17 protein-coding genes are annotated in these 17471 nt (G+C 71.8%); 14 read left to right on the plus strand and 3 right to left on the minus strand.

Annotated elements, in window-relative coordinates; all coding sequences use genetic code 11:
• Window positions 1–133 precede the first annotated feature (133 nt).
• The 8 genes from VFG42_RS21135 (at window position 134) to VFG42_RS21170 (ending at window position 10469) form a co-directional block, all read left to right on the plus strand.
• Window positions 134–1528, plus strand: a complete 1395-nt coding sequence (locus VFG42_RS21135) for an MlaD family protein (protein ID WP_324910788.1) — start codon at window positions 134–136, stop codon at window positions 1526–1528.
• Window positions 1525–2874: an MlaD family protein gene (locus VFG42_RS21140; RefSeq protein ID WP_324910789.1), complete on the plus strand. Its 1350-nt coding sequence runs from the start codon at window positions 1525–1527 to the stop codon at window positions 2872–2874. The genes VFG42_RS21135 and VFG42_RS21140 overlap by 4 nt, the downstream gene beginning before the upstream one ends.
• The gene (locus VFG42_RS21145) at window positions 2871–4346 is read left to right on the plus strand and encodes an MlaD family protein (protein ID WP_324910790.1); all 1476 of its coding nucleotides are present in this window, start codon (window positions 2871–2873) and stop codon (window positions 4344–4346) included. Before VFG42_RS21140 ends, VFG42_RS21145 begins: the two co-directional genes overlap by 4 nt.
• Window positions 4343–5851: an MlaD family protein gene (locus VFG42_RS21150; RefSeq protein ID WP_324910791.1), complete on the plus strand. Its 1509-nt coding sequence runs from the start codon at window positions 4343–4345 to the stop codon at window positions 5849–5851. Before VFG42_RS21145 ends, VFG42_RS21150 begins: the two co-directional genes overlap by 4 nt.
• Complete coding sequence (locus VFG42_RS21155; protein ID WP_324910792.1) at window positions 5851–7197, plus strand: MlaD family protein; 1347 nt, start codon at window positions 5851–5853, stop codon at window positions 7195–7197. The genes VFG42_RS21150 and VFG42_RS21155 overlap by 1 nt, the downstream gene beginning before the upstream one ends.
• The gene (locus VFG42_RS21160; RefSeq protein WP_324910793.1) at window positions 7194–8678 is read left to right on the plus strand and encodes an MlaD family protein; all 1485 of its coding nucleotides are present in this window, start codon (window positions 7194–7196) and stop codon (window positions 8676–8678) included. Before VFG42_RS21155 ends, VFG42_RS21160 begins: the two co-directional genes overlap by 4 nt.
• Before the next feature lie 772 nt (window positions 8679–9450).
• Window positions 9451–9867: a hypothetical protein gene (locus VFG42_RS21165; RefSeq protein ID WP_324910794.1), complete on the plus strand. Its 417-nt coding sequence runs from the start codon at window positions 9451–9453 to the stop codon at window positions 9865–9867.
• Between the two features lie 11 nt (window positions 9868–9878).
• Entirely contained in the window at window positions 9879–10469 is a 591-nt protein-coding gene (locus VFG42_RS21170) for a hypothetical protein (RefSeq protein ID WP_324910795.1), read from the plus strand.
• 69 nt (window positions 10470–10538) lie between these two features.
• Here the strand turns inward: VFG42_RS21170 and VFG42_RS21175 are convergent, their stop codons facing one another.
• Window positions 10539–11120, minus strand: coding sequence for an NADPH-dependent FMN reductase (locus VFG42_RS21175; protein WP_324910796.1), 582 nt, complete (start codon window positions 11118–11120; stop codon window positions 10539–10541).
• A 72-nt stretch (window positions 11121–11192) separates the two neighbouring features.
• Here VFG42_RS21175 and VFG42_RS21180 point away from each other — a divergent pair, with 72 nt between their 5' ends.
• Both VFG42_RS21180 and VFG42_RS21185 read left to right on the plus strand, forming a co-directional pair.
• Window positions 11193–12323: an LLM class flavin-dependent oxidoreductase gene (locus VFG42_RS21180; RefSeq protein ID WP_324910797.1), complete on the plus strand. Its 1131-nt coding sequence runs from the start codon at window positions 11193–11195 to the stop codon at window positions 12321–12323.
• Window positions 12324–12328: 5 nt separating this feature from the next.
• On the plus strand, window positions 12329–13540 hold the full coding sequence (locus VFG42_RS21185; RefSeq protein ID WP_324910798.1) for an acyl-CoA dehydrogenase family protein: 1212 nt from the start codon (window positions 12329–12331) through the stop codon (window positions 13538–13540).
• A 4-nt stretch (window positions 13541–13544) separates the two neighbouring features.
• Here VFG42_RS21185 and VFG42_RS21190 read toward each other — a convergent pair whose 3' ends face one another.
• Window positions 13545–13919: a TOBE domain-containing protein gene (locus VFG42_RS21190; protein ID WP_324910799.1), complete on the minus strand. Its 375-nt coding sequence runs from the start codon at window positions 13917–13919 to the stop codon at window positions 13545–13547.
• A gap of 9 nt (window positions 13920–13928) precedes the next feature.
• Window positions 13929–14378, minus strand: coding sequence for a hypothetical protein (locus VFG42_RS21195; protein ID WP_324910800.1), 450 nt, complete (start codon window positions 14376–14378; stop codon window positions 13929–13931).
• Between the two features lie 77 nt (window positions 14379–14455).
• On the opposite strand from VFG42_RS21195, the gene VFG42_RS21200 reads away from it, so the two are divergent.
• Genes VFG42_RS21200 through VFG42_RS21215 form a run of 4 tightly spaced genes read left to right on the plus strand, consistent with a single transcriptional unit; the run spans window position 14456 to window position 17445 of the window.
• Complete coding sequence (locus VFG42_RS21200; RefSeq protein WP_324910801.1) at window positions 14456–14983, plus strand: hypothetical protein; 528 nt, start codon at window positions 14456–14458, stop codon at window positions 14981–14983.
• Window positions 14983–15723 carry a molybdate ABC transporter substrate-binding protein gene (gene modA, locus VFG42_RS21205; protein WP_324910802.1) on the plus strand — a complete coding sequence of 247 codons (741 nt, stop codon included), beginning with the start codon at window positions 14983–14985 and terminating at the stop codon, window positions 15721–15723. The genes VFG42_RS21200 and modA overlap by 1 nt, the downstream gene beginning before the upstream one ends.
• 10 nt (window positions 15724–15733) lie before the next feature.
• The gene (locus VFG42_RS21210) at window positions 15734–16567 is read left to right on the plus strand and encodes an ABC transporter permease (protein WP_324910803.1); all 834 of its coding nucleotides are present in this window, start codon (window positions 15734–15736) and stop codon (window positions 16565–16567) included.
• Window positions 16504–17445, plus strand: coding sequence for an ABC transporter ATP-binding protein (locus tag VFG42_RS21215; RefSeq protein WP_324910804.1), 942 nt, complete (start codon window positions 16504–16506; stop codon window positions 17443–17445). The genes VFG42_RS21210 and VFG42_RS21215 overlap by 64 nt, the downstream gene beginning before the upstream one ends.
• Window positions 17446–17471: the final 26 nt, after the last annotated feature.

Raw genomic sequence — 17471 nt, forward strand, 5'->3', positions numbered from 1 at the left:
GACGCCGGAAAACGTAGCGATTCGCCCGGACGTACGCAAACAGACGTGTCTGCAAGATCAACTCCGAAGCGTCGCGGAAGTTGCGCTGCGAAGCGGGCGTCGACGGTTCGACTTTGCCGCAAAAAACGACCACGTGTACATTGCCGCCATCTCAACCGCGGTCCGCCATCCGTCTCGGGCGCCGCGCGGGGTCGCCGTCATCGCCCTGCTGCTCATCGCAGCGGTCGTTGCCTGGCTGCTCCTGCGCAGCAAGCCCCACGAATATCGCCTCGTCTTCTCCAGCGCCGGTCAGCTGGTGAAGGGCGACGTCGTCCGCGTGGGCGGCACGGGCGTCGGCTCGGTCACCAAGGTCGGGCTGAGCGACGACGACCAGGCCGAGATCGACATCAAGATCAAGAGCAGCTACGGGCCGCTGCACCAGGGCTCCACGGCGACGATCCGCGCCGAGGGCCTGACGGGCGTCGCGTCCCGCTACGTGGACATCGACCCCGCGCCGTCGTTCAAGCCGGTCATCGACGACCACGCGGTGATCAAGGGCGACAAGACCACCTCGATCGTCGAGATCGACCAGCTCTTCGACACGCTGGACCCCAAGACGCGCAAGGGGCTGGCCGGGTTCATCAAGGGGTCGGCGTCCTGGTACGACGGGCGGGCGGACCAGGCCAACGCCTCGGCCAAGGAGTTCCCGAAGGCGCTGACGGAGCTCAGCGCGGTCGCCGACGAGCTCACGCGCGACAACGGCGCGTTCGAGCAGTTCCTGATCAAGGCCGACCAGGCGACGCGCGCGCTGGCCGACCACCACGACCAGCTCACCAGCCTGGTGTCCAACACCCGCGAGACGACCGCGGCGCTGTCGGCCGACACGCAGTCGCTGACCCAGGCGCTCGACAACGTCCCGACGACGCTGCGGAAGGGCTCCGACACGTTCGCCGACCTGCGCGCGGCGCTGCCGGACCTCCAGAAGCTGACCGACTCCAGCAAGGCCAACACCAAGGACCTCGCCCCGTTCTTGAACAACCTGACGCCGGTCCTGCGGAAGGCCACGCCGACGTTCTCCGAGCTGCGCCGGATGTTCTCCCAGCCGGGCGACTACAACGACCTGCTCGACGCGCTGCGCGAGCTGCCGTCGACGGCCAAGCTGACCGACAGGACGTTCCCGAGCGGGCGCAAGGCGCTGCAGGAGTCCTCGCCGATCTTCGCGTTCGGGCGCCCGTACGTGTCGGATCTCATCGGGTGGGTCACGGGCTACGACAGCGCCGCGGCGGCCTACGACGCCAACGGCCACTACATCCACTCGACGCCGATCTTCAACGCCTACACGTTCAGCGACGACGGCTCGGGCGGCACGCTGACGCCGCGGCCGTTCGACCAGCGCGGCACGAGCCCGGCGCTGACCTACAACAACCTGAGGCGCTGCCCGGGCACGTCGGTCTTCAGCCCGGCCGACGGCTCGGCGCCGTTCCTGGACGACGGCGACCTCGCCAAGAACGACTGCGACCCGTCGCAGACCGTGAGGGCGGCCGGATGAGCGCCAAGCTGCGCCGTCGGATCGTCGCCGGCCTCGCCGTGTTCGTCGCGGCCGTCTGCGTGGGCGCCGCGCTCGGCGCGGGCGGCAACGACGACCAGGGCAAGTACCTCGTGCGCGCGGTCTTCGACAACGCGTCGTTCGTCATCCCCGGCGAGGACGTCAAGGTCGCGGGCGTCGTCGTCGGCTCGATCGACTCGCTCTCGGTCGACGACCACAACCGCGCGGTCGTCGTGCTGCGGATCGACGACCCGGCGTTCAAGCCCTTCCACAAGGACGCGACCTGCCGCATCGGGCTGCAGTCGCTGATCGGCGAGCAGTTCGTGGAGTGCGACCCGACGCAGGTGCGCGGCGGCGACCAGGCGCCCGCGCCCACGCTGCCGGCGATCAAGCGCGGCCAACCGGGCGCCGGGCAGCACCTCGTGCCGGTCTCGCAGACCGAGACGCCCGTCGGCGTCGACCTGCTCAACGACATCATGCGGGTGCCCCAGCAGCAGCGGCTGCCGCTCATCATCAACGAGCTCGGCGCGGGCCTGTCGGGCAACGGCCAGGCGCTGAACGCCGCGATCAAGCGCGCGAGCCCCGTCCTCAAGCAGGCCGATCAGCTCGTCGCCACGCTCGCGAGCCAGAACAAGATGCTCGGCCGCCTGGTCGACCAATCCGACGCGATCCTCGCGCCGATGGCCAAGCGCCGCAAGGACATCGGCGCGTTCGTCAAGCAGGCCGGCGGCGCCGCCACGGCCACCGCCAAGCAGGGGGACGCGCTGGAGGCGAGCTTCGCCAGGTTCCCCGCGTTCCTGAAGCAGCTCGGGCCGGCCGTCGACCGCCTCGGCGCGTTCGCCGACCAGGCCACGCCCGCGATCCAGAACCTGTCGTCGGAGGCCGCTTCGGTCAACGCGTCGGTGGCGCGCCTCGGTCCGCTGGCCCAGAAGGCGCTGCCGACGTTCAAGTCGCTGGGCAAGGTCGCCGACGAGGGCCGCACGGTCTTCCCGAAGCTCAAGCCGCACGCCGACCAGATCAACGCGCTGGCCACGGCGCTGCAGCCGGCCGCCCGGGACCTGGCCGCGCTGTCGACGAGCTTCGACAACAGCGGCGGGATCGAGGCCCTGCTGCGGTTGTTCTACTTCTACACGGGCGCGGTCAACGGCGAGGACGCGAGCGGGCACTACACGCGCGCGTCGGTGGTGGTCAACCCGTGCATCGACCGCTACGCCGGCCCCAAGAGCGGCTCGCTATGCCAGGCGGAGTTCGTGAAATCGACCGATGCCGCCAGCTCCGACACCTCCACGGCGCGCGCCAACGCCTCGTCGACGCTGCTCGGCTACCTGCTGGGAGACGGCAAGAAGTGAACCGTCGGCGCAACAACTCGATCGCGGCCAACCCGGTCCTGATCGGCGGCGTCACGGTCCTCGTGACGATCGTCGCGGTGTTCCTGTCCTACAACGCCAACCACGGGCTGCCGTTCGTGCCGACCTACAAGGTCGAGGTCGTCGTGCCCAACGCGGACGGGCTGATCGCGGGCAACGAGGTCCGGATCGGCGGCGACCGGGTGGGCGTCGTGCGCAAGATCACGGGCTTTGCGCGCAAGGACGGCTCGACCGGGGCGCGCATGGAGCTGGCGCTGGACGCCAACGCCGACCACCTGCCGGTGGACAGCACGATCAAGATCCGCCCGAAGTCCGCGCTGGGGTTGAAGTACATCCTGATCACGCGCGGCAAGGCCACCAGGACGATCCCGCAGGACGGCACGCTGGACACGCCGCGCGAGCCGGTGCGGCCGGTCGACATCGACGACTGGTTCAACATGTTCGACGAGCCCACGCGCGACGGGTCGTCGGAGAACATGCTCGAGTACGGCACGGCGTTCGCGGGCCGCGGCGGCGACCTCAACGAGACGTTCCGCAACCTCAACCCGACGCTCCAGCACGCGGGCCCGGCGCTGGAGACGCTCAACGCGCCGGCCACGCGGTTCGACCAGCTGTTCCCGGCCTTCGCGCAGGCGGCCGCCGAGGTGGCGCCGGTGTCGGAGATCCAGGCGCGGCTGTGGGGCGAGGGCGCGCAGACGTTCGCGGCGTTCGCCGGCAACGCGCAGGCGCTGGAGCAGGCGATCGCCGGCGGGCCGGCGGCGCTGGAGACCGCGACGCGCGAGCTGCCCGCCCAGGGCCCGTTCGAGGAGCAGAGCACCGAGCTGTTCCGGCGGCTCAAGGCCCCGCTGAAGTCGCTGGCCCACGCGTCCACGCGCCTGGCGCCCGCGTTCGCGGACGGCATCCCGGCGCTGGACCGGTCGCCCGCGCTCAACGCCCGCCTGGTCGAGACGCTGCACGCGGTCGACCGCTTCGTCGACGACCCGCGCGTGCTCCCGGCGCTGCAGCGGATCACGCGCACGGGCAACCTGCTCGACCCGCTCACGTCGTTCGTCGTGCCGGCCCAGACCGAGTGCAACTACCTGACGCTGGTGCTGCGCAACATCGGCAGCTCGGTGTCGGAGAGCGACGTCGTCGGCACGATGCTGCGCGCGGCGCCGGTGCTCAACCCGAGCGTCTCCGCGGGGAACGTCCCGCTGCCCGACGGCGAGGTTGGGCCGGCGGCCGCGCCGGCCAACGGACCTCCGAACGCGAAGTCGAACGATGTGACAGAGCGGGAGCTGTCGAATTTCCTGCACAGCAACCCGTACCCGAACACCGCCTCGCCGGGCCAGACGCGCGAGTGCGAGGCGGGCAACGAGGGCTACGTCAACCACAACAGCCAGCTGATCGGCAATGTGCCGGGGAACCAGGGCATGTTGGTGGACAAGACGTCGCGCCCGGAGGTCGTCAAGTGAGGCGCAACCACAACCTCGGGATGTCGCCGGTCCGCGCCGGGCTGCTGACGCTCTTCCTCGCCGCCGTCGTCGTGTACTTCGGGTTCACCAAGGCGATCCCGTTCCGCCATCACTTCGAGATCCAGGCGGTGGTCCAGAACTCGAACCTCCTGCGGCCCAAGTCGCCGGTGCGCATCGCGGGCGTGAACGTCGGCGAGGTCGTCAAGATCGGTCGCTACAAGAAGACCAACCTCGCGGTCGTCACGCTGCGGATCAACGACAACGGCCAGCCGATCCACCGTGACGCGACGATCAAGATCCGCCCGCGCCTGTTCCTGGAGGGCAACTTCTACGTCGACCTCAAGCCCGGCACGCCGGGCACGGGCAAGCTCGACGACCGCGGGCTGATCCCGGTGGCGCAGACCTCGACGCCGGTCCAGCTCGACCAGGTGCTGACCGCGCTGCAGTCCGACACGCGCGCGTCGCTGCAGCAAGCGCTGAAGGGGCTGGGCGAGGCGTTCAACGAGAAGCCGACGCCCGAGGAGGACGCGGTCCAGGACCCGGCCGTGCGCGGCATGAGCGGCGGCCAGGCGCTCAACGAGACGCTCAAGACCAGCCCGCGCTCGCTCAAGCAGAACGCGGAGGTCTTCGGCGCGCTGCTCGGTCCGCGGCCGCACGACCTGTCCAAGACGGTGAGCGGGCTGACCAAGGCGTTCACGGCGCTGGCCGACGAGCAGGACGATCTCGCCGACTTCGTCACCGACTTCAACAAGACGATGGGGACGACCGCCGCGCACGCCGCCGACCTGCGCGCTGCGGTCCACGAGCTGGGCCCGACCGCGCAGCACGCGTCGCAGGCCTTCACGCAGCTCGACGCCGCGCTGCCGGGCACGCGCGCGTTCGCCCGCGACTTCGCCGCGTCGCTGAACGAGCTGCCCGCGACGATCGCGGCGGCCAAGCCGTGGCTGGCGCAGTCCGACAAGCTGCTGGGCCAGGACGAGCTGGGCGGGCTGCTCGACGATCTCCAGCCGGCGACGGCCAACCTGGCCAAGCTCGAGCGCTCCACCCATGAGTGGCTGCCGCAGATCGACCTGCTCAACCGCTGCGCGACCGACGTGCTGATCCCGACCAGCAACCTCAAGGTCGAGGACGGGCCGCTGTCGGCCAACACCGAGAGCTACAAGGAGTTCTTCCACTCCCTGGTCGGCATGGCCGCCGAGGGCGCGGGCTTCGACGGCAACGGCGGGTTCCTGCGGCTGCAGGCGGCCGGCGGGCCCGACGCGTTCCGGACCGGCAAGACGAACTACACCGGCACGGCGTACATCGGCAAGCCGACGTTGACGCCGCTGAGCACGCGTCCGGCCTACGGCAACAAGCTGCCGCCGTTCGACCGCTCGGTGGCCTGCAAGGACAGCCCGGTGCCGGACGTCAACGACGCGGCCTCCAAGGGACCGGCGGACGGCCGCAGGCCGCAGGCCGCTCCGCCCAACCCCGACGACGTGGACAACGGCGGGGGCGGCGACTGATGCGCGGCGTCCGCAAGCAGCTGCCCAACCTCATCTGGCTGTGCGCGATGACCGCGTGCGGCCTGGCCGTCGGCGCCTACCTGCTCTCCCACCAGCGCATCCCGTGGCCGAGCTGGGTGCCCGGCCTGGGCAAGGACTACTTCTACGTCAACGCCGAGTTCCAGAACGCGGCCGGCGTCCTGCCCGGCCAGGGCAACGCGGTCACGATCGCGGGCGTCAAGGTCGGCGAGGTCGCCGACGAGTCGCTCAAGGACGGCAAGGCGCTGGTCCGGCTGCGCCTGGACGCCAAGTACGGGCACATCCACCCGGACGCGACCCTGCTGCTGCGGCCCAAGACGGCGCTGAAGGACATGGTCGCCGAGCTGGACCCCGGCACGAGCGGCAAGGAGCTGAAGGACGGCGACACGCTCGGCGTCGGCAACACGCAGCCGACCGTCGACCTCGACGAGATCCTGGCCGGGCTGGACACCGACACGCGCGCGGCGCTGGTGTCGCTGGTCCAGGGCGGGGGCGAGGCGCTCGGCGAGGGCAACGGCCGCAACCTCGCCGCGACGCTGAAGCGCTTCGAGCCGCTGTCGCGCCACGCCGACGAGGCGTCGAAGTACGTGGCCGAGCGGCGCGTCAAGCTGCGCCGGCTGATGGGCAACCTGTCGCTGATCGCCCAGGAGCTCGGCGACCGCGACGAGGACCTGCGCGAGTTCGTGAACTCCAGCGCGGCGGTCTTCCGGCACTTCAGCGCGCAGAACGACAACCTGGGCAAGACGCTCGAGCTGCTGCCCGGCACGCTGCAGAAGACCGACACGGGGCTGGCCAAGCTCGACAAGCTCGGCGCCACGCTGAAGACCGGCCTGACCGAGCTGCAGCCGTCGGCCAAGTCGCTGGGGACGACGCTGAAGCAGTCGCGGCCGTTCCTCAAGGAGACGACGCCGGTCATCGAGAACTCGATCCGTCCGTTCGCACGGGACGCGCAGCCGACGGCCAAGGCCCTCGTGCCCGCCGCCGGGAAGTTCAGCAAGACGCTCCCGCAGGTCGACACGCTGACCGAGATGTTGAACAACCTGTTCAACGAGCTGGCGCACGACCCGCCCGGGAACGGCGTCCACGGCAAGAGCTACCTGTACTACCTGCCCTGGGCGGCGCACAACACCAACTCGGTGATGGCGTCGCAGGACGGCATCGGTCCGGTCCGCCACACGCTGGTGCTGTATTCCTGCGGTGCCCTGCAGTTCCTCGACAACTTGATTTCGCCCACCTCGAAGACCAAGAACGACACGGTCAGGGGCATCGCGCAGCTGTTGGGCGCACCGCCCAAGAGCACCTGCACCCCCAAGGAGCTGGAGCCGTGATCAAGACCGCTCCGACCCTCGGACGCATCGCGGTGATGACGCTCTTCGCGCTGTCGAGCTTCGCGGCCTGCCTCTACCTGTGGATGGCGTTCGGCGGCTCGTCGCCGCTGAAGCCGCGCGGCTACCGGATCCACATCGCGTTCCCCGAGGCCACGCAGCTGGCCAGCCAGTCCGACGTCCGCATCTCGGGCGTCAACATCGGCAAGGTCGTCAAGCTGAGCCCGTCCGAGAACCGCACCGACGCGACCCTGGAGATCAAGCCCGAGTTCGCGCCGATCCCGGCCGACACGAAGGCGATGCTGCGGGTCAAGTCGCTGCTCGGCGAGACCTACGTCGAGCTGACGCCGGGCAACCGCAAGGGGCGGGAGCTGGCTGACGGCGGCACGCTGAACCCGGGGCAGGTCTCCTCGACGGTCGAGCTGGACGAGATCCTCTCGACGTTCGACCCCAAGACGCGCAAGGCGTTCCAGACCTGGATGCAAGCGCAGGCCGAGGCGGTGCGCGGCCGTGGGGCGGACATCAACGCGATCTTCGGACGCCTGCCCGGGTTCACCGACAAGCTCAACAAGCTGACCGCGACGCTCGACGCGCAGCAGGCGGCGACGAGCAAGGCCGTCAGCCAGACGGGCGAGGTGTTCGACGCGCTGAGCGAGCGGGAGGGCCAGCTCCGCGGCCTGGTGACCGACTCCGAGCGGCTGTTCGCGCTGACCTCGGCGCGCAACGAGAAGCTCGGGCAGATCGTGCGCGAGCTGCCGCGCTTCGAGCGCGAGAGCACCGACATGCTGCCCAGGTTGACGGCCTTCGCCAAGAAGGCCACGCCCGCGGTCGAGCAGCTGCAGCCGGCGGCGACGGCGATGGGCCCGGCGTTCGCGGCGCTGGACGACCTGTCGCCGCAGTTCCGGGGCCTGTTCGGCCAGCTGCAGGACGTCATCAGCGCCTCGCAGAAGGGCCTGCCGGCGGCCAACCACATCCTCGACGGGCTGCCGCCGGTCCTGGGCGACTTCGAGCCGTTCCTGCGCAACGTGAACCCGGCGATCGGCCAGCTCGCCAAGAGCAAGCACGAGTTGACCGGCGCGATGGCGAACCTCACCGGTGCCAGCAACGCCTACGAGATCGGCCACGACGAATTGGCCCGTGGTACGGGCTTCATCCACTACCTGCGCGCGTCGTTGACGATCAACCCGGAGTCGCTGACCTACTACCCGCGTCAGATCGGGTCGTCGCGGGTCAACCCGTACACGGCACCGGGCACGCTGGTGGACCGGCTGAAGTCCGGAGGCAGCATCTTCGGCGACGGGCCGTGTCCGTCGGGCAGCCCGGACATCCCGACGACGGCTGAGCCCGCGGAGCTTGCGCCGCTCATCCAGGGCCTCGCGTTCCGGACGTCGGATCGCAACGCCGTGGCCGCTCCGACCTGCAAGGTGCAGGGCAACTTCCCGGGCTCGTCGACGGCGTTCCCGCAGTTGCGCGCCGAGCCATAGAAACACGCGAATTCCCAGTTGACAGCGGTCGATCGGTCTGGTGTCATACCGGCTGAGAGACGGGATCGTGTCTGGACCGGCACGAGTCCAACCTCGCAGCAGTCCTTCCGCCCGCCCGGCCACACATAGGCGCGTGGGGCGCCACCCGGTTCGGGCACCGCGGAAGGAAGGACATCACCGGGGAGCCTGCCCACCCCCGAGGGCAGGCTTCCTGGGTTGTCCGTCCTCTTTCGTGCGTCACTCGCGCCCTGGCCGGGCGGTCGTCTCGCGCGCGGTGACCTGACGCGCCCACGCCTCACGCGGCGCGTGCCAAGCCCCCGACGCGTGAGGCGGACCAAGCGTTCGTGAAGCTTGGTACCGGCCTTGAGGCCAGTCCCCGGCGCTCCACCAGCCTTCCTGTCGTGTGTACGGCGTCATATGGACGCCACCGCCCGGCACGGACCCGCGGATCGCTGCGCTCGCGGACCGCGTTGCCGCCCGTCCCACGCCGACGTGTGCCCCCTACGCGTCGCGCGTTCACGCCGAAGCGCTGACTTCGGCTTTGGGCAGATCGCAGACCTTGCGTCTTGTGCGGACGCTCACGATCTGGTGAGTTCAACATCATTGATCGGTACTACTCACTGACGCTCGACAGGTTTTCCACTCGAAGCGTCGCAAATTCTCCATGGCAGCCGCTCAGGGATGCTCAGCGTGCTTGGGTGGCTGCCTGGCGACGCGACCGTTGTTGGTGGCCGGTCGCCAAGGCAATGTCCAACGAAGTCAGGAGTCTTGGATGACCGTGGCCTTGAGCCAGGAATCCACATCCCTTCGTGCGCGAAGGGATGTGATGTTGTTGATCGCGCTGATGCTCGCGGGCGTGATGTCGATGGCTGCGCCGCTGACAAGTGCACGTGCGTACTCGTACAAGTACTTCGAAGGCGTTCTGTCGCAGCAGCAGCAGACCGCCGGGCCGAGCTACCCGTCGATGGCTCAGTCCTACACCGCGACCTTCGGTGTTGGCCCGGCGTGGGTTGCTGCGGCAGCACATGTTCCCGGCGGCTGGACGCTCTATGGGAGCTACCTCACGGGGTATGGGAGCGCGTGTCACTCCTATGCCACGGGAAACCCGCTTGGAGGAATGGCCATGAACGCTGAGCTCTACAGCTCTTTGCCGATGTGGGCCTACATCGACACCACGGCGGCATGCTGAGCGCGCGGCGGGTGGTCGCCCTCGTGGGCGTGATCGCGGCCGGCTCGGTCGGCGTGGCCTTGGCCAATGGCGATGAGGCTCCCAGCGGGGTGCAGGTGCCGGGTGCGCTTCAGGCGCCGTCGCCGTCGCCGATCGCCGCGGTCCAGCCGCAGGCGAAGGCGGCGTTCAAGGTGCTGCGGGACGTCGCGCCGTCGGTGATGCCGGCGGACGTGGTCGCGCAGGTCGGCTCCTCCGGGCGGTACGGGCGGAACGCGGCGCTGGCGCGGAAGATCTCGACGCCGACGGGTGACGGTTGGGTGATTCCGGGCAACGGCTACGTCTGCATCGCGGTCAACGACACCGGCTACGGCTGGGGGACCAGCTGCGTGCCGACCGATTTCGCGGCAGAGCACGGTCTGGCGATCGGGCTGATGGACGCGAAGGGCCGCACGAAGGAGACGCTGGTCGTCCCGGACGGCAAGACCGCGGCGGAGATCGAGGGCCCGGCCTCGACGAGGCCGACGGCCGTGACCGCGTCGACGAAGTGGAAGCGCGTGAAGATCGACGCGCGCGGCGTGGCGACGGCGCGGACGAACGCGCCGAACTCGCTGCGCGTGCGCTAGGCGCGCGGCGCAGAAGCAGCAACGGCGGGCGGGGCGACGGTCGTCGTCCCGCCCGTTGCGCGTGGCTGCTCAGCCGCGCCCCGCCCCGATCGGCGGCGGCCCGAAGGCCCGGCCGTCGCTCGCGAGCGCGGTGAGGCGCAGCAGTGAGTCGATCAGCGCGTCCAGCCGCGCCAGCGCGTCGTCGGACGGCACGCCGTCGGCGAAGTCCCGGGACGTCAGGTACGCCGACGTCGGGGTCGTGAGCGCGCCGAAGAAGGTGAGGATGTCGCGCAGGTGGCGGTCGGCGCCGAGGTAGTGGTGGTCGCCGGCGCCCATCGTCGCGATGGCGACGGGGGTGTCGCGGAGGGCGGGGACCGGGAGGTGGTCGAGGAGGTTCTTCAGCGCGCCGGTCGGCGAGCCGCGGTAGACGGGCGTGGCGAGCAGGACGGCGGAGGCGTCGGTCACCGACGCGACCACGCGGGCGGTGTCGCCGGCGGGCGGCGTGCCGTCGGCGAACGGGATCTGCAGCTCGGCCAGGTCGAAGGTGGCGATCGTCGATCCGGCGTGCCGCGCGGTCGCGCGCTCCGTCGCGGTCGAGATCGCGCGATGCAGGCGGCCGGGCGGCGTGACGCTGCCGAGGAGCACGGTCAGGGTGGGGGAGGCGGTAGGCATTCGTGGTAATGTCTACCAAAGTTATGCAGAAGGTCGGAGGCGTGGAGCCCCGACCGACCCAAGGTCCTTCACTTGCCCATCGTCCTGCACTGGTTCCTGCCCACCAACGGCGACTCGCGCGCCGACCTCTCGCTCGGCAACGCCGTCGGCGTGACCGGCTCGCGCGTCACCGAGAACGGGGTGGAGCGCGCGCCCGACGTCGGCTACATCGGGCAGATCGCCCGGTCGGCCGAGCAGCTCGGGTTCCACGCGGCGCTGACGCCGACCAGCAGCTGGTGCGAGGACGGATGGGTGCTCACGGCGGGGCTGACGCAGGTCACCGAGCGCTTCCGCTTCCTGGTGGCGTTCCGGCCGGGCCTGCAGTCCCCGACGCTGAGCGCGCAGCAGGCGGCCACCTTCCAGCGGATCTCCGGTGGCCGCCTGCTGCTGAACGTCGTCACCGGCGGCGACGACGCCGAGCAGCGGCGCTTCGGCGACCACGCCGGCAAGCGCGAGCGCTACGCCCGCGCCGCCGAGTTCCTGCACGTCGTGCGGGAGCTGTGGACCGGCGAGACGGTGGACTACGAAGGCAAGTACTACGACATCCAGGGCGCGAGGCTGGTGTCCCCGCCGCGGTGGCCGGACATCTACCTCGGCGGCTCGTCCCCGGAGGCGATCGACGTGGCCGCGCGCCACGCCGACGTCTACCTCACGTGGGGCGAGCCGCCCGAGCAGGTCGCCGAGAAGCTCGACCGCGTCCGGGACGCCGCCGCGGGCGTCGGGCGCGAGCTGCGGTTCGGCATCCGCCTGCACGCGATCGCGCGCGACCGCTCCGAGGAGGCGTGGGCGGAGGCCGACCGCCTGCTCGCCGGCCTGGATCCGGCCGAGATCGCGCGCGCCCAGGAGGTCCAGCGCGCCTCGCAGTCCGAGGGCCAGCGGCGCATGACCGCGCTGCACGGCGGGCGCACCGACGCGCTGGAGATCGCCCCGAACCTGTGGGCGGGCGTCGGGCTGGTCCGCGGCGGCGCCGGCACGGCGCTGGTCGGCAGCCACCAGGAGGTCGCCGACCGCATCGAGGAGTACCACGACCTCGGCATCGACGAGTTCGTCCTCTCCGGCTATCCGCACCTGGAAGAGGCCTATCGCGTGGGCGAAGGCGTGATCCCGGAGCTGCGCCGCCGCGGGCTGGTGGTGGACCCCGGCCCGGTCGCGGTGGCATCCTGAGCGATGTGACCGTCCGTGCCGCCGCCGTACCGCCGCTGCTGACCACGCACGAGGACGCCGTCGCCGCCGCCCACGCGGTGGCCGAGGCCCTCACCGACGGCGTCGTCGAGCGCGATCGCGCGGGCGCCGCGTCCGTCCCCGCCCGGGCGCTGAGCGTCCTCGACCGCTCCGGGCTGCTGGCGTTCACGGTCCCGACGCGGGACGGCGGGCCGGGGCTCGGCCCGCGCACGCTGGCCGAGGTCACGCGCGTGATCGCGGCGGTCGACCCGGCCATCGCCCAGATCCCGCAGGCGCACTACCTCTTCGTCGATGTGCTGGCCGTGTGGGGGAGCCCGGAGCAGCGCGCGCGGATCCTCGGCGACGTGCTCGCCGGCGCCCGGATCGGCAACGCGCTGGCCGAGCGCGGCGGCACGCACGCCCAGGACCTCGAGACCCGCGTCGACGCCGCCGGCGTTCTCAACGGCACCAAGTACTACTGCACCGGCGCGTTGACCTCGCGCTGGATCGCGGTCAGCGCGCTGGACTGGAGCGACCGCCTCGTCGCCGCGTTCGTCGCGCGCGACGCGCCCGGCGTGACCGTCGACACCGACTGGGACGTCATCGGCCAGCGCGCGACGATCAGCGGGACGACGCGCTTCGAGGACGTCGCGGTCGATCCCGCGCTGTTGGTGGACTACGCGCGGGCCTACGAGGTCCCGCAGCAGCTCGGCGCGCGGGCGCAGCTCACGCACGCGGCGATCGAGGCCGGGATCGCCGGCGGCGCGCTGCGCGACGCCACGACCTACCTGAAGGACCAGGCGCGGCCGTCGACCGAGGCGGCGAAGGCGGTCGGCGCGACGGCCGCGGCCGACGACCCGCACGTCCTGCACCGCTACGGCCGGGCGGCGACGCGCGTGCGGGCCGCCGAGGTCCTGCTGGCCGATGCGGCCGCGGTGCTCGAGGAGGTCGGGCTGGTCCCGGCCGACGAGGCGGCCGCCGCGCGCGGCTCGCTGGCCGTCGCCGGCGCCAAGGCCTACGCCTCGGAGGTCGCCGTCGCGGTCGCCGATGAGCTGTTCCAGCTCTGCGGCACGTCGTCGACCGCCTCCGAGTACGACCTCGACCGCCACTGGCGCAACGCGCGCACCCACTCGGTCCACGACCCGCTGGACTGGAAGTACCACCACATCGCCGCCCACGCGCTGGCCGGCGTGCAGCCGCCCAACCACGGGCAGTTGTAGGGGATCAGCCGCGCTCGACGATCACGTTGGTGGCCTTGATCACCGCGGTCGCGGTCATCCCCGGGCGCAGCCCGAGGTCGTCCACCGCCTCGCGCGACATCAGCGAGACCACGCGGAACGGGCCGCAGGCGAGGTCGACCTGCGCCATCACGCCGTCGCGCTGGACGGCGACGACGACGCCCGCCATCCGGTTGCGCGCGCTGGTGTGGTCGTGCGCCGAGCGCTCGCGCAGCAGGCGCGCGAGATCCTCGGCGCGGAGGTAGCGCTGGCCGCCGTGGCGCTCGAAGGCGATGCGGCCGTCGCGCTCCCAGCGGCGCAGCGTGTCCACGCTCAGGCCGAGCGCCGCGGCCGCGGCGCCGATGCGCACCATGTTCTCCATGCGCAGACGCTATCCGCCCGCGGGCGTGAAGCGAAGCACGTACGGGAAGTCGCCGAACGAGACGTCGACGAGGTAGCGGCCGTGCGCGGTGATGGTCTTGGTTCCGGACGATCGCGCGGCGCTGAACAGGTGCTGGGCGGGGCGCCCGGACGGCGTCTGGAGGTCGGCGACGAACGCGGTCTGCGTCGTGAAGTCGAGGTGCGGGTCCTCGGGCGCGTACTGCTCGAAGCGCACGGTGTAGCGGCCGTCGAGCGTGACCGGGCCCTCGGTCTGGGGCGACGCGCTCGCGCGGAACAGCAGCTCGCCCGGCCGCTTGGGCGCCCGCGCCAGCGCCGGATCGCCCTTCAGCGCGGCCACGCCCCGGGGCGCGCCGGAGGACGACTCGGCGTCGTTGCCGCAGCCGGCCAGCAGCGCGGCGGTGAGTTGGAGGGTGACAAGTACGAGCACGACCCGGGACATCGAGGGGTAGGATGCCGCACGTGAACCTTCCTAGGCAATGCATAGGTGAGCAGCGTGACACCGGCGTCACGCGAAGCATGCTGTTGCGCGGTGGCGCGGTCGCGGCCGCCGGGGTCCTGCTGCCCGCCGGCGCGGCCCGGGCCGCGCTCCCGGCGCCGACGCCCGAGGGCGACGACGTCGGCTACGTCCAGTTCGCGGCGATCGCCGAGTCGGTCTCGGCCGCCTACTGGAAGCGCGCGGGCGACGCCGCGGCGGCGAAGCGCAAGACCGCGGTCGTGGCCAAGCTGATCGCGGCGCTCGGCGCCGACGCGCCGCAGAGCGACGACTTCGTGATCGACCTGCCGAGGAAGCTGACGCCGGCGGTCGGCGTGCGGATCGAGACGATGCTCGTCCGGACGCTGGTCGGCGCGCTGGCGTCGACGGCCGACGGCTCGACCCGCCTGCTGCTCGCCCGCGTGCTGTCCACCGACAGCCAGCAGCTCACGATCGCCCGCGCGGCGGCCAAGCTGCCGCCGGTCACCGGCCTGCCGGTGCCGTTCGACCTCGACGCCGCCGGCGACGAGCTCGACACGTTCATCAAGGCCCCCAACTACCCCACGTCCTGATGCGCACCCGAAACCTCCTGCTCGCCGCGAGCGCGACCGTCGCCCTCGCCGCGGCGGCGCCCGCCGCCGCCACGGCCGCGCCGACCGTCTACGCCGCCGCGTCGCTGAACAACGCCTTCCCGGCGCTGGACGGCGCGCCGAAGTACAACTTCGCCGGCTCCAACACGCTGCAGACCCAGATCGAGCGCGGCGCGCCCGCCGACGTCTTCGCGTCCGCCAGCCCGACCGAGGCCCAGGCCCTGTTCAACGAGGGCCGCTGCACGCGTCCGGTGACGTTCGCGACCAACATCCTGGTGGTGGTCGTCCCGAAGGCCAACCCGGCGGGCGTCAAGTCGGTGTACTCGCTGCGCGGCAGCGGCAAGCGCATCGCGATCGGCACCGCCGGCGTCCCGATCGGCAACTACACCAGGTTGCTGCTGCGCCGCCTGCACCTCTCCTCGATCCTGCAGACGAACACGATCAGCCAGGAGAAGGACGTCACCTCGGTGCTGACCAAGGTCGCGCTCGGCTCGGCCGACGCGGGCTTCGTCTACCACACCGACGCGCTCTCCACGCGCGGGCGGACGATCGAGATCCGCGTGCCGAAGTGGGCGCAGCCCGCGGTCCGCTACCAGATCTGCGCGGTCAAGCGGCCGGGCGCGGACACCGCCGAGGCCGAGGCCTACATCAAGAAGGTCGTCGGCGGGGCGGGGCGCACGATCCTCAAGCGCTACGGGTTCGGCCTGCCGCCGCGGGGCTAGGCGCGGCCGGGTGCGCGGCCGCGCGTTCGACGTCGTCGTGATCGCGAGCGCCGCCCTGGCGCTCGCGTTCCTGACGCTGCCGCTGATCGCGCTGTTCACGCAGGTCCCGCTGACCGACGTCCCCGACCTGCTCGGCGACCCGGTCGTCACCGACGCCATCAAGGTGACGCTGAAGACCAACCTGATCGCCGACGCGCTGATCCTGCTGCTCGGGACGCCGACCGCGTTCCTGCTCGCCCGGCGGCGCTTCCGGGGACGGACGTTCATCATCACCTTGGTCGAGCTGCCGCTGGTCCTGCCGCCGGCCGTCGCGGGCATCGCGCTGCTGGCCGCCTTCGGCCGCGGCGGGCTGTTCGGCGACGCGCTGGCCAACGCCGGGATCATCCTGCCGTTCACGCAGTGGGCGGTCGTGCTCGCGGTCGCGTTCGTCGCCGCGCCGTTCTACGTGCGCCAGGGGATCGCCGCGTTCGCCGCCGTCGACCCGCAGCTGCCGGCCGCGGCGCGCACGCTCGGCGCCTCGCCGTGGCGGACGTTCCGGCGCATCGACCTGCCGCTGGCCGCCTCCGGCCTGGCCGCCGGCGCGGTGCTGGCGTTCGCGCGCGGGGTGGGGGAGTTCGGCGCGACGATCGTCTTCGCCGGGAGCGTGCGCGGCGAGACGCAGACGCTCACGCTCGGCATCTACGACCAGCTCGAGTCCAACTTCGACGCCGCGCTGGCGATCGGCATCCTGCTCGTGGCGCTGAGCGGCGCGGTGCTGCTGGGCGTCAAGATGCTCGCCACATGGCGCAGCTCGACCTCGACATCGCCGTCGCCCTTCGGGCCTACGCGCTCCGCGTCGGCCTGAGCGTCCCGGCGGGGGAGACGGTCGCGTTCGTCGGGCCGTCGGGGGCGGGCAAGTCCACCGTGTTGCGCGCGGTCGCCGGGCTGCTGCATCCCGACGCGGGGCGGATCGCGCTCGACGACGACGTCTGGTTCGACGCCGCGCGCCGCGTCCGCCTGCCGCCCGAGCGCCGCGCGGTCGGCCTGGTCTTCCAGGACCACGCGCTGTTCCCGCACCTGACCGTGCTGCGGAACGTCGCGTTCGGCGGGACGCCGGAGCGCGCGCGGGAGCTGCTGGAGCGCTTCGGGATCGCGCCGCTGGCCGACGAGCGGCCGCCGCGCCTGAGCGGCGGCGAGCGCCAGCGCGTCGCGCTGGCCCGCGCGCTGGCCCGCGATCCCGGCGTGCTGCTGCTCGACGAGCCGCTGTCGGCGCTGGACGCCCACACGCGTGCGGTCGTCCGCGGCGAGCTGGCGGCGATGCTGCGCGAGCTGACGATCCCGGCGCTGCTGGTCACCCACGACCACCGCGACGCGCTCGCGCTGGCCGACCGCATCGGCGTGATCGTCGAGGGGCGGCTGCGCCAGGTCGGCACGCCCGCCGAGCTGCTGCGCGCGCCCGCCGACCCGTTCGTGGCGACGTTCACGGGCGCCAACGTCGTGCGCGGCGTCGCGCCCGGCGGCGCGGTCCTGGCCGTCCAGCCGTGGGACGTCCGGGTCACGCTCGTGGAGCCCAGCGCGAAGTGGTCGGTCCCGGGGCTGATCGAGGCGATCGAGGACGAGGGCCCGCGCGCCCGCGTGCGCGTCGGCGGCCTCGTCGCCGAGGTGCCCACGTCCGACGCGACGCACCTGGTGATCGGCGCGCGCGCCTGGGCGGCGTTCGACGACGCCCACGTCATCGGCTGAGGACCGACGGGAAGGAATCGGCCGCG

The organism is Baekduia sp. (assembly GCF_035685985.1).
Classification (GTDB): Bacteria; Actinomycetota; Thermoleophilia; order Solirubrobacterales; family Solirubrobacteraceae; genus Baekduia.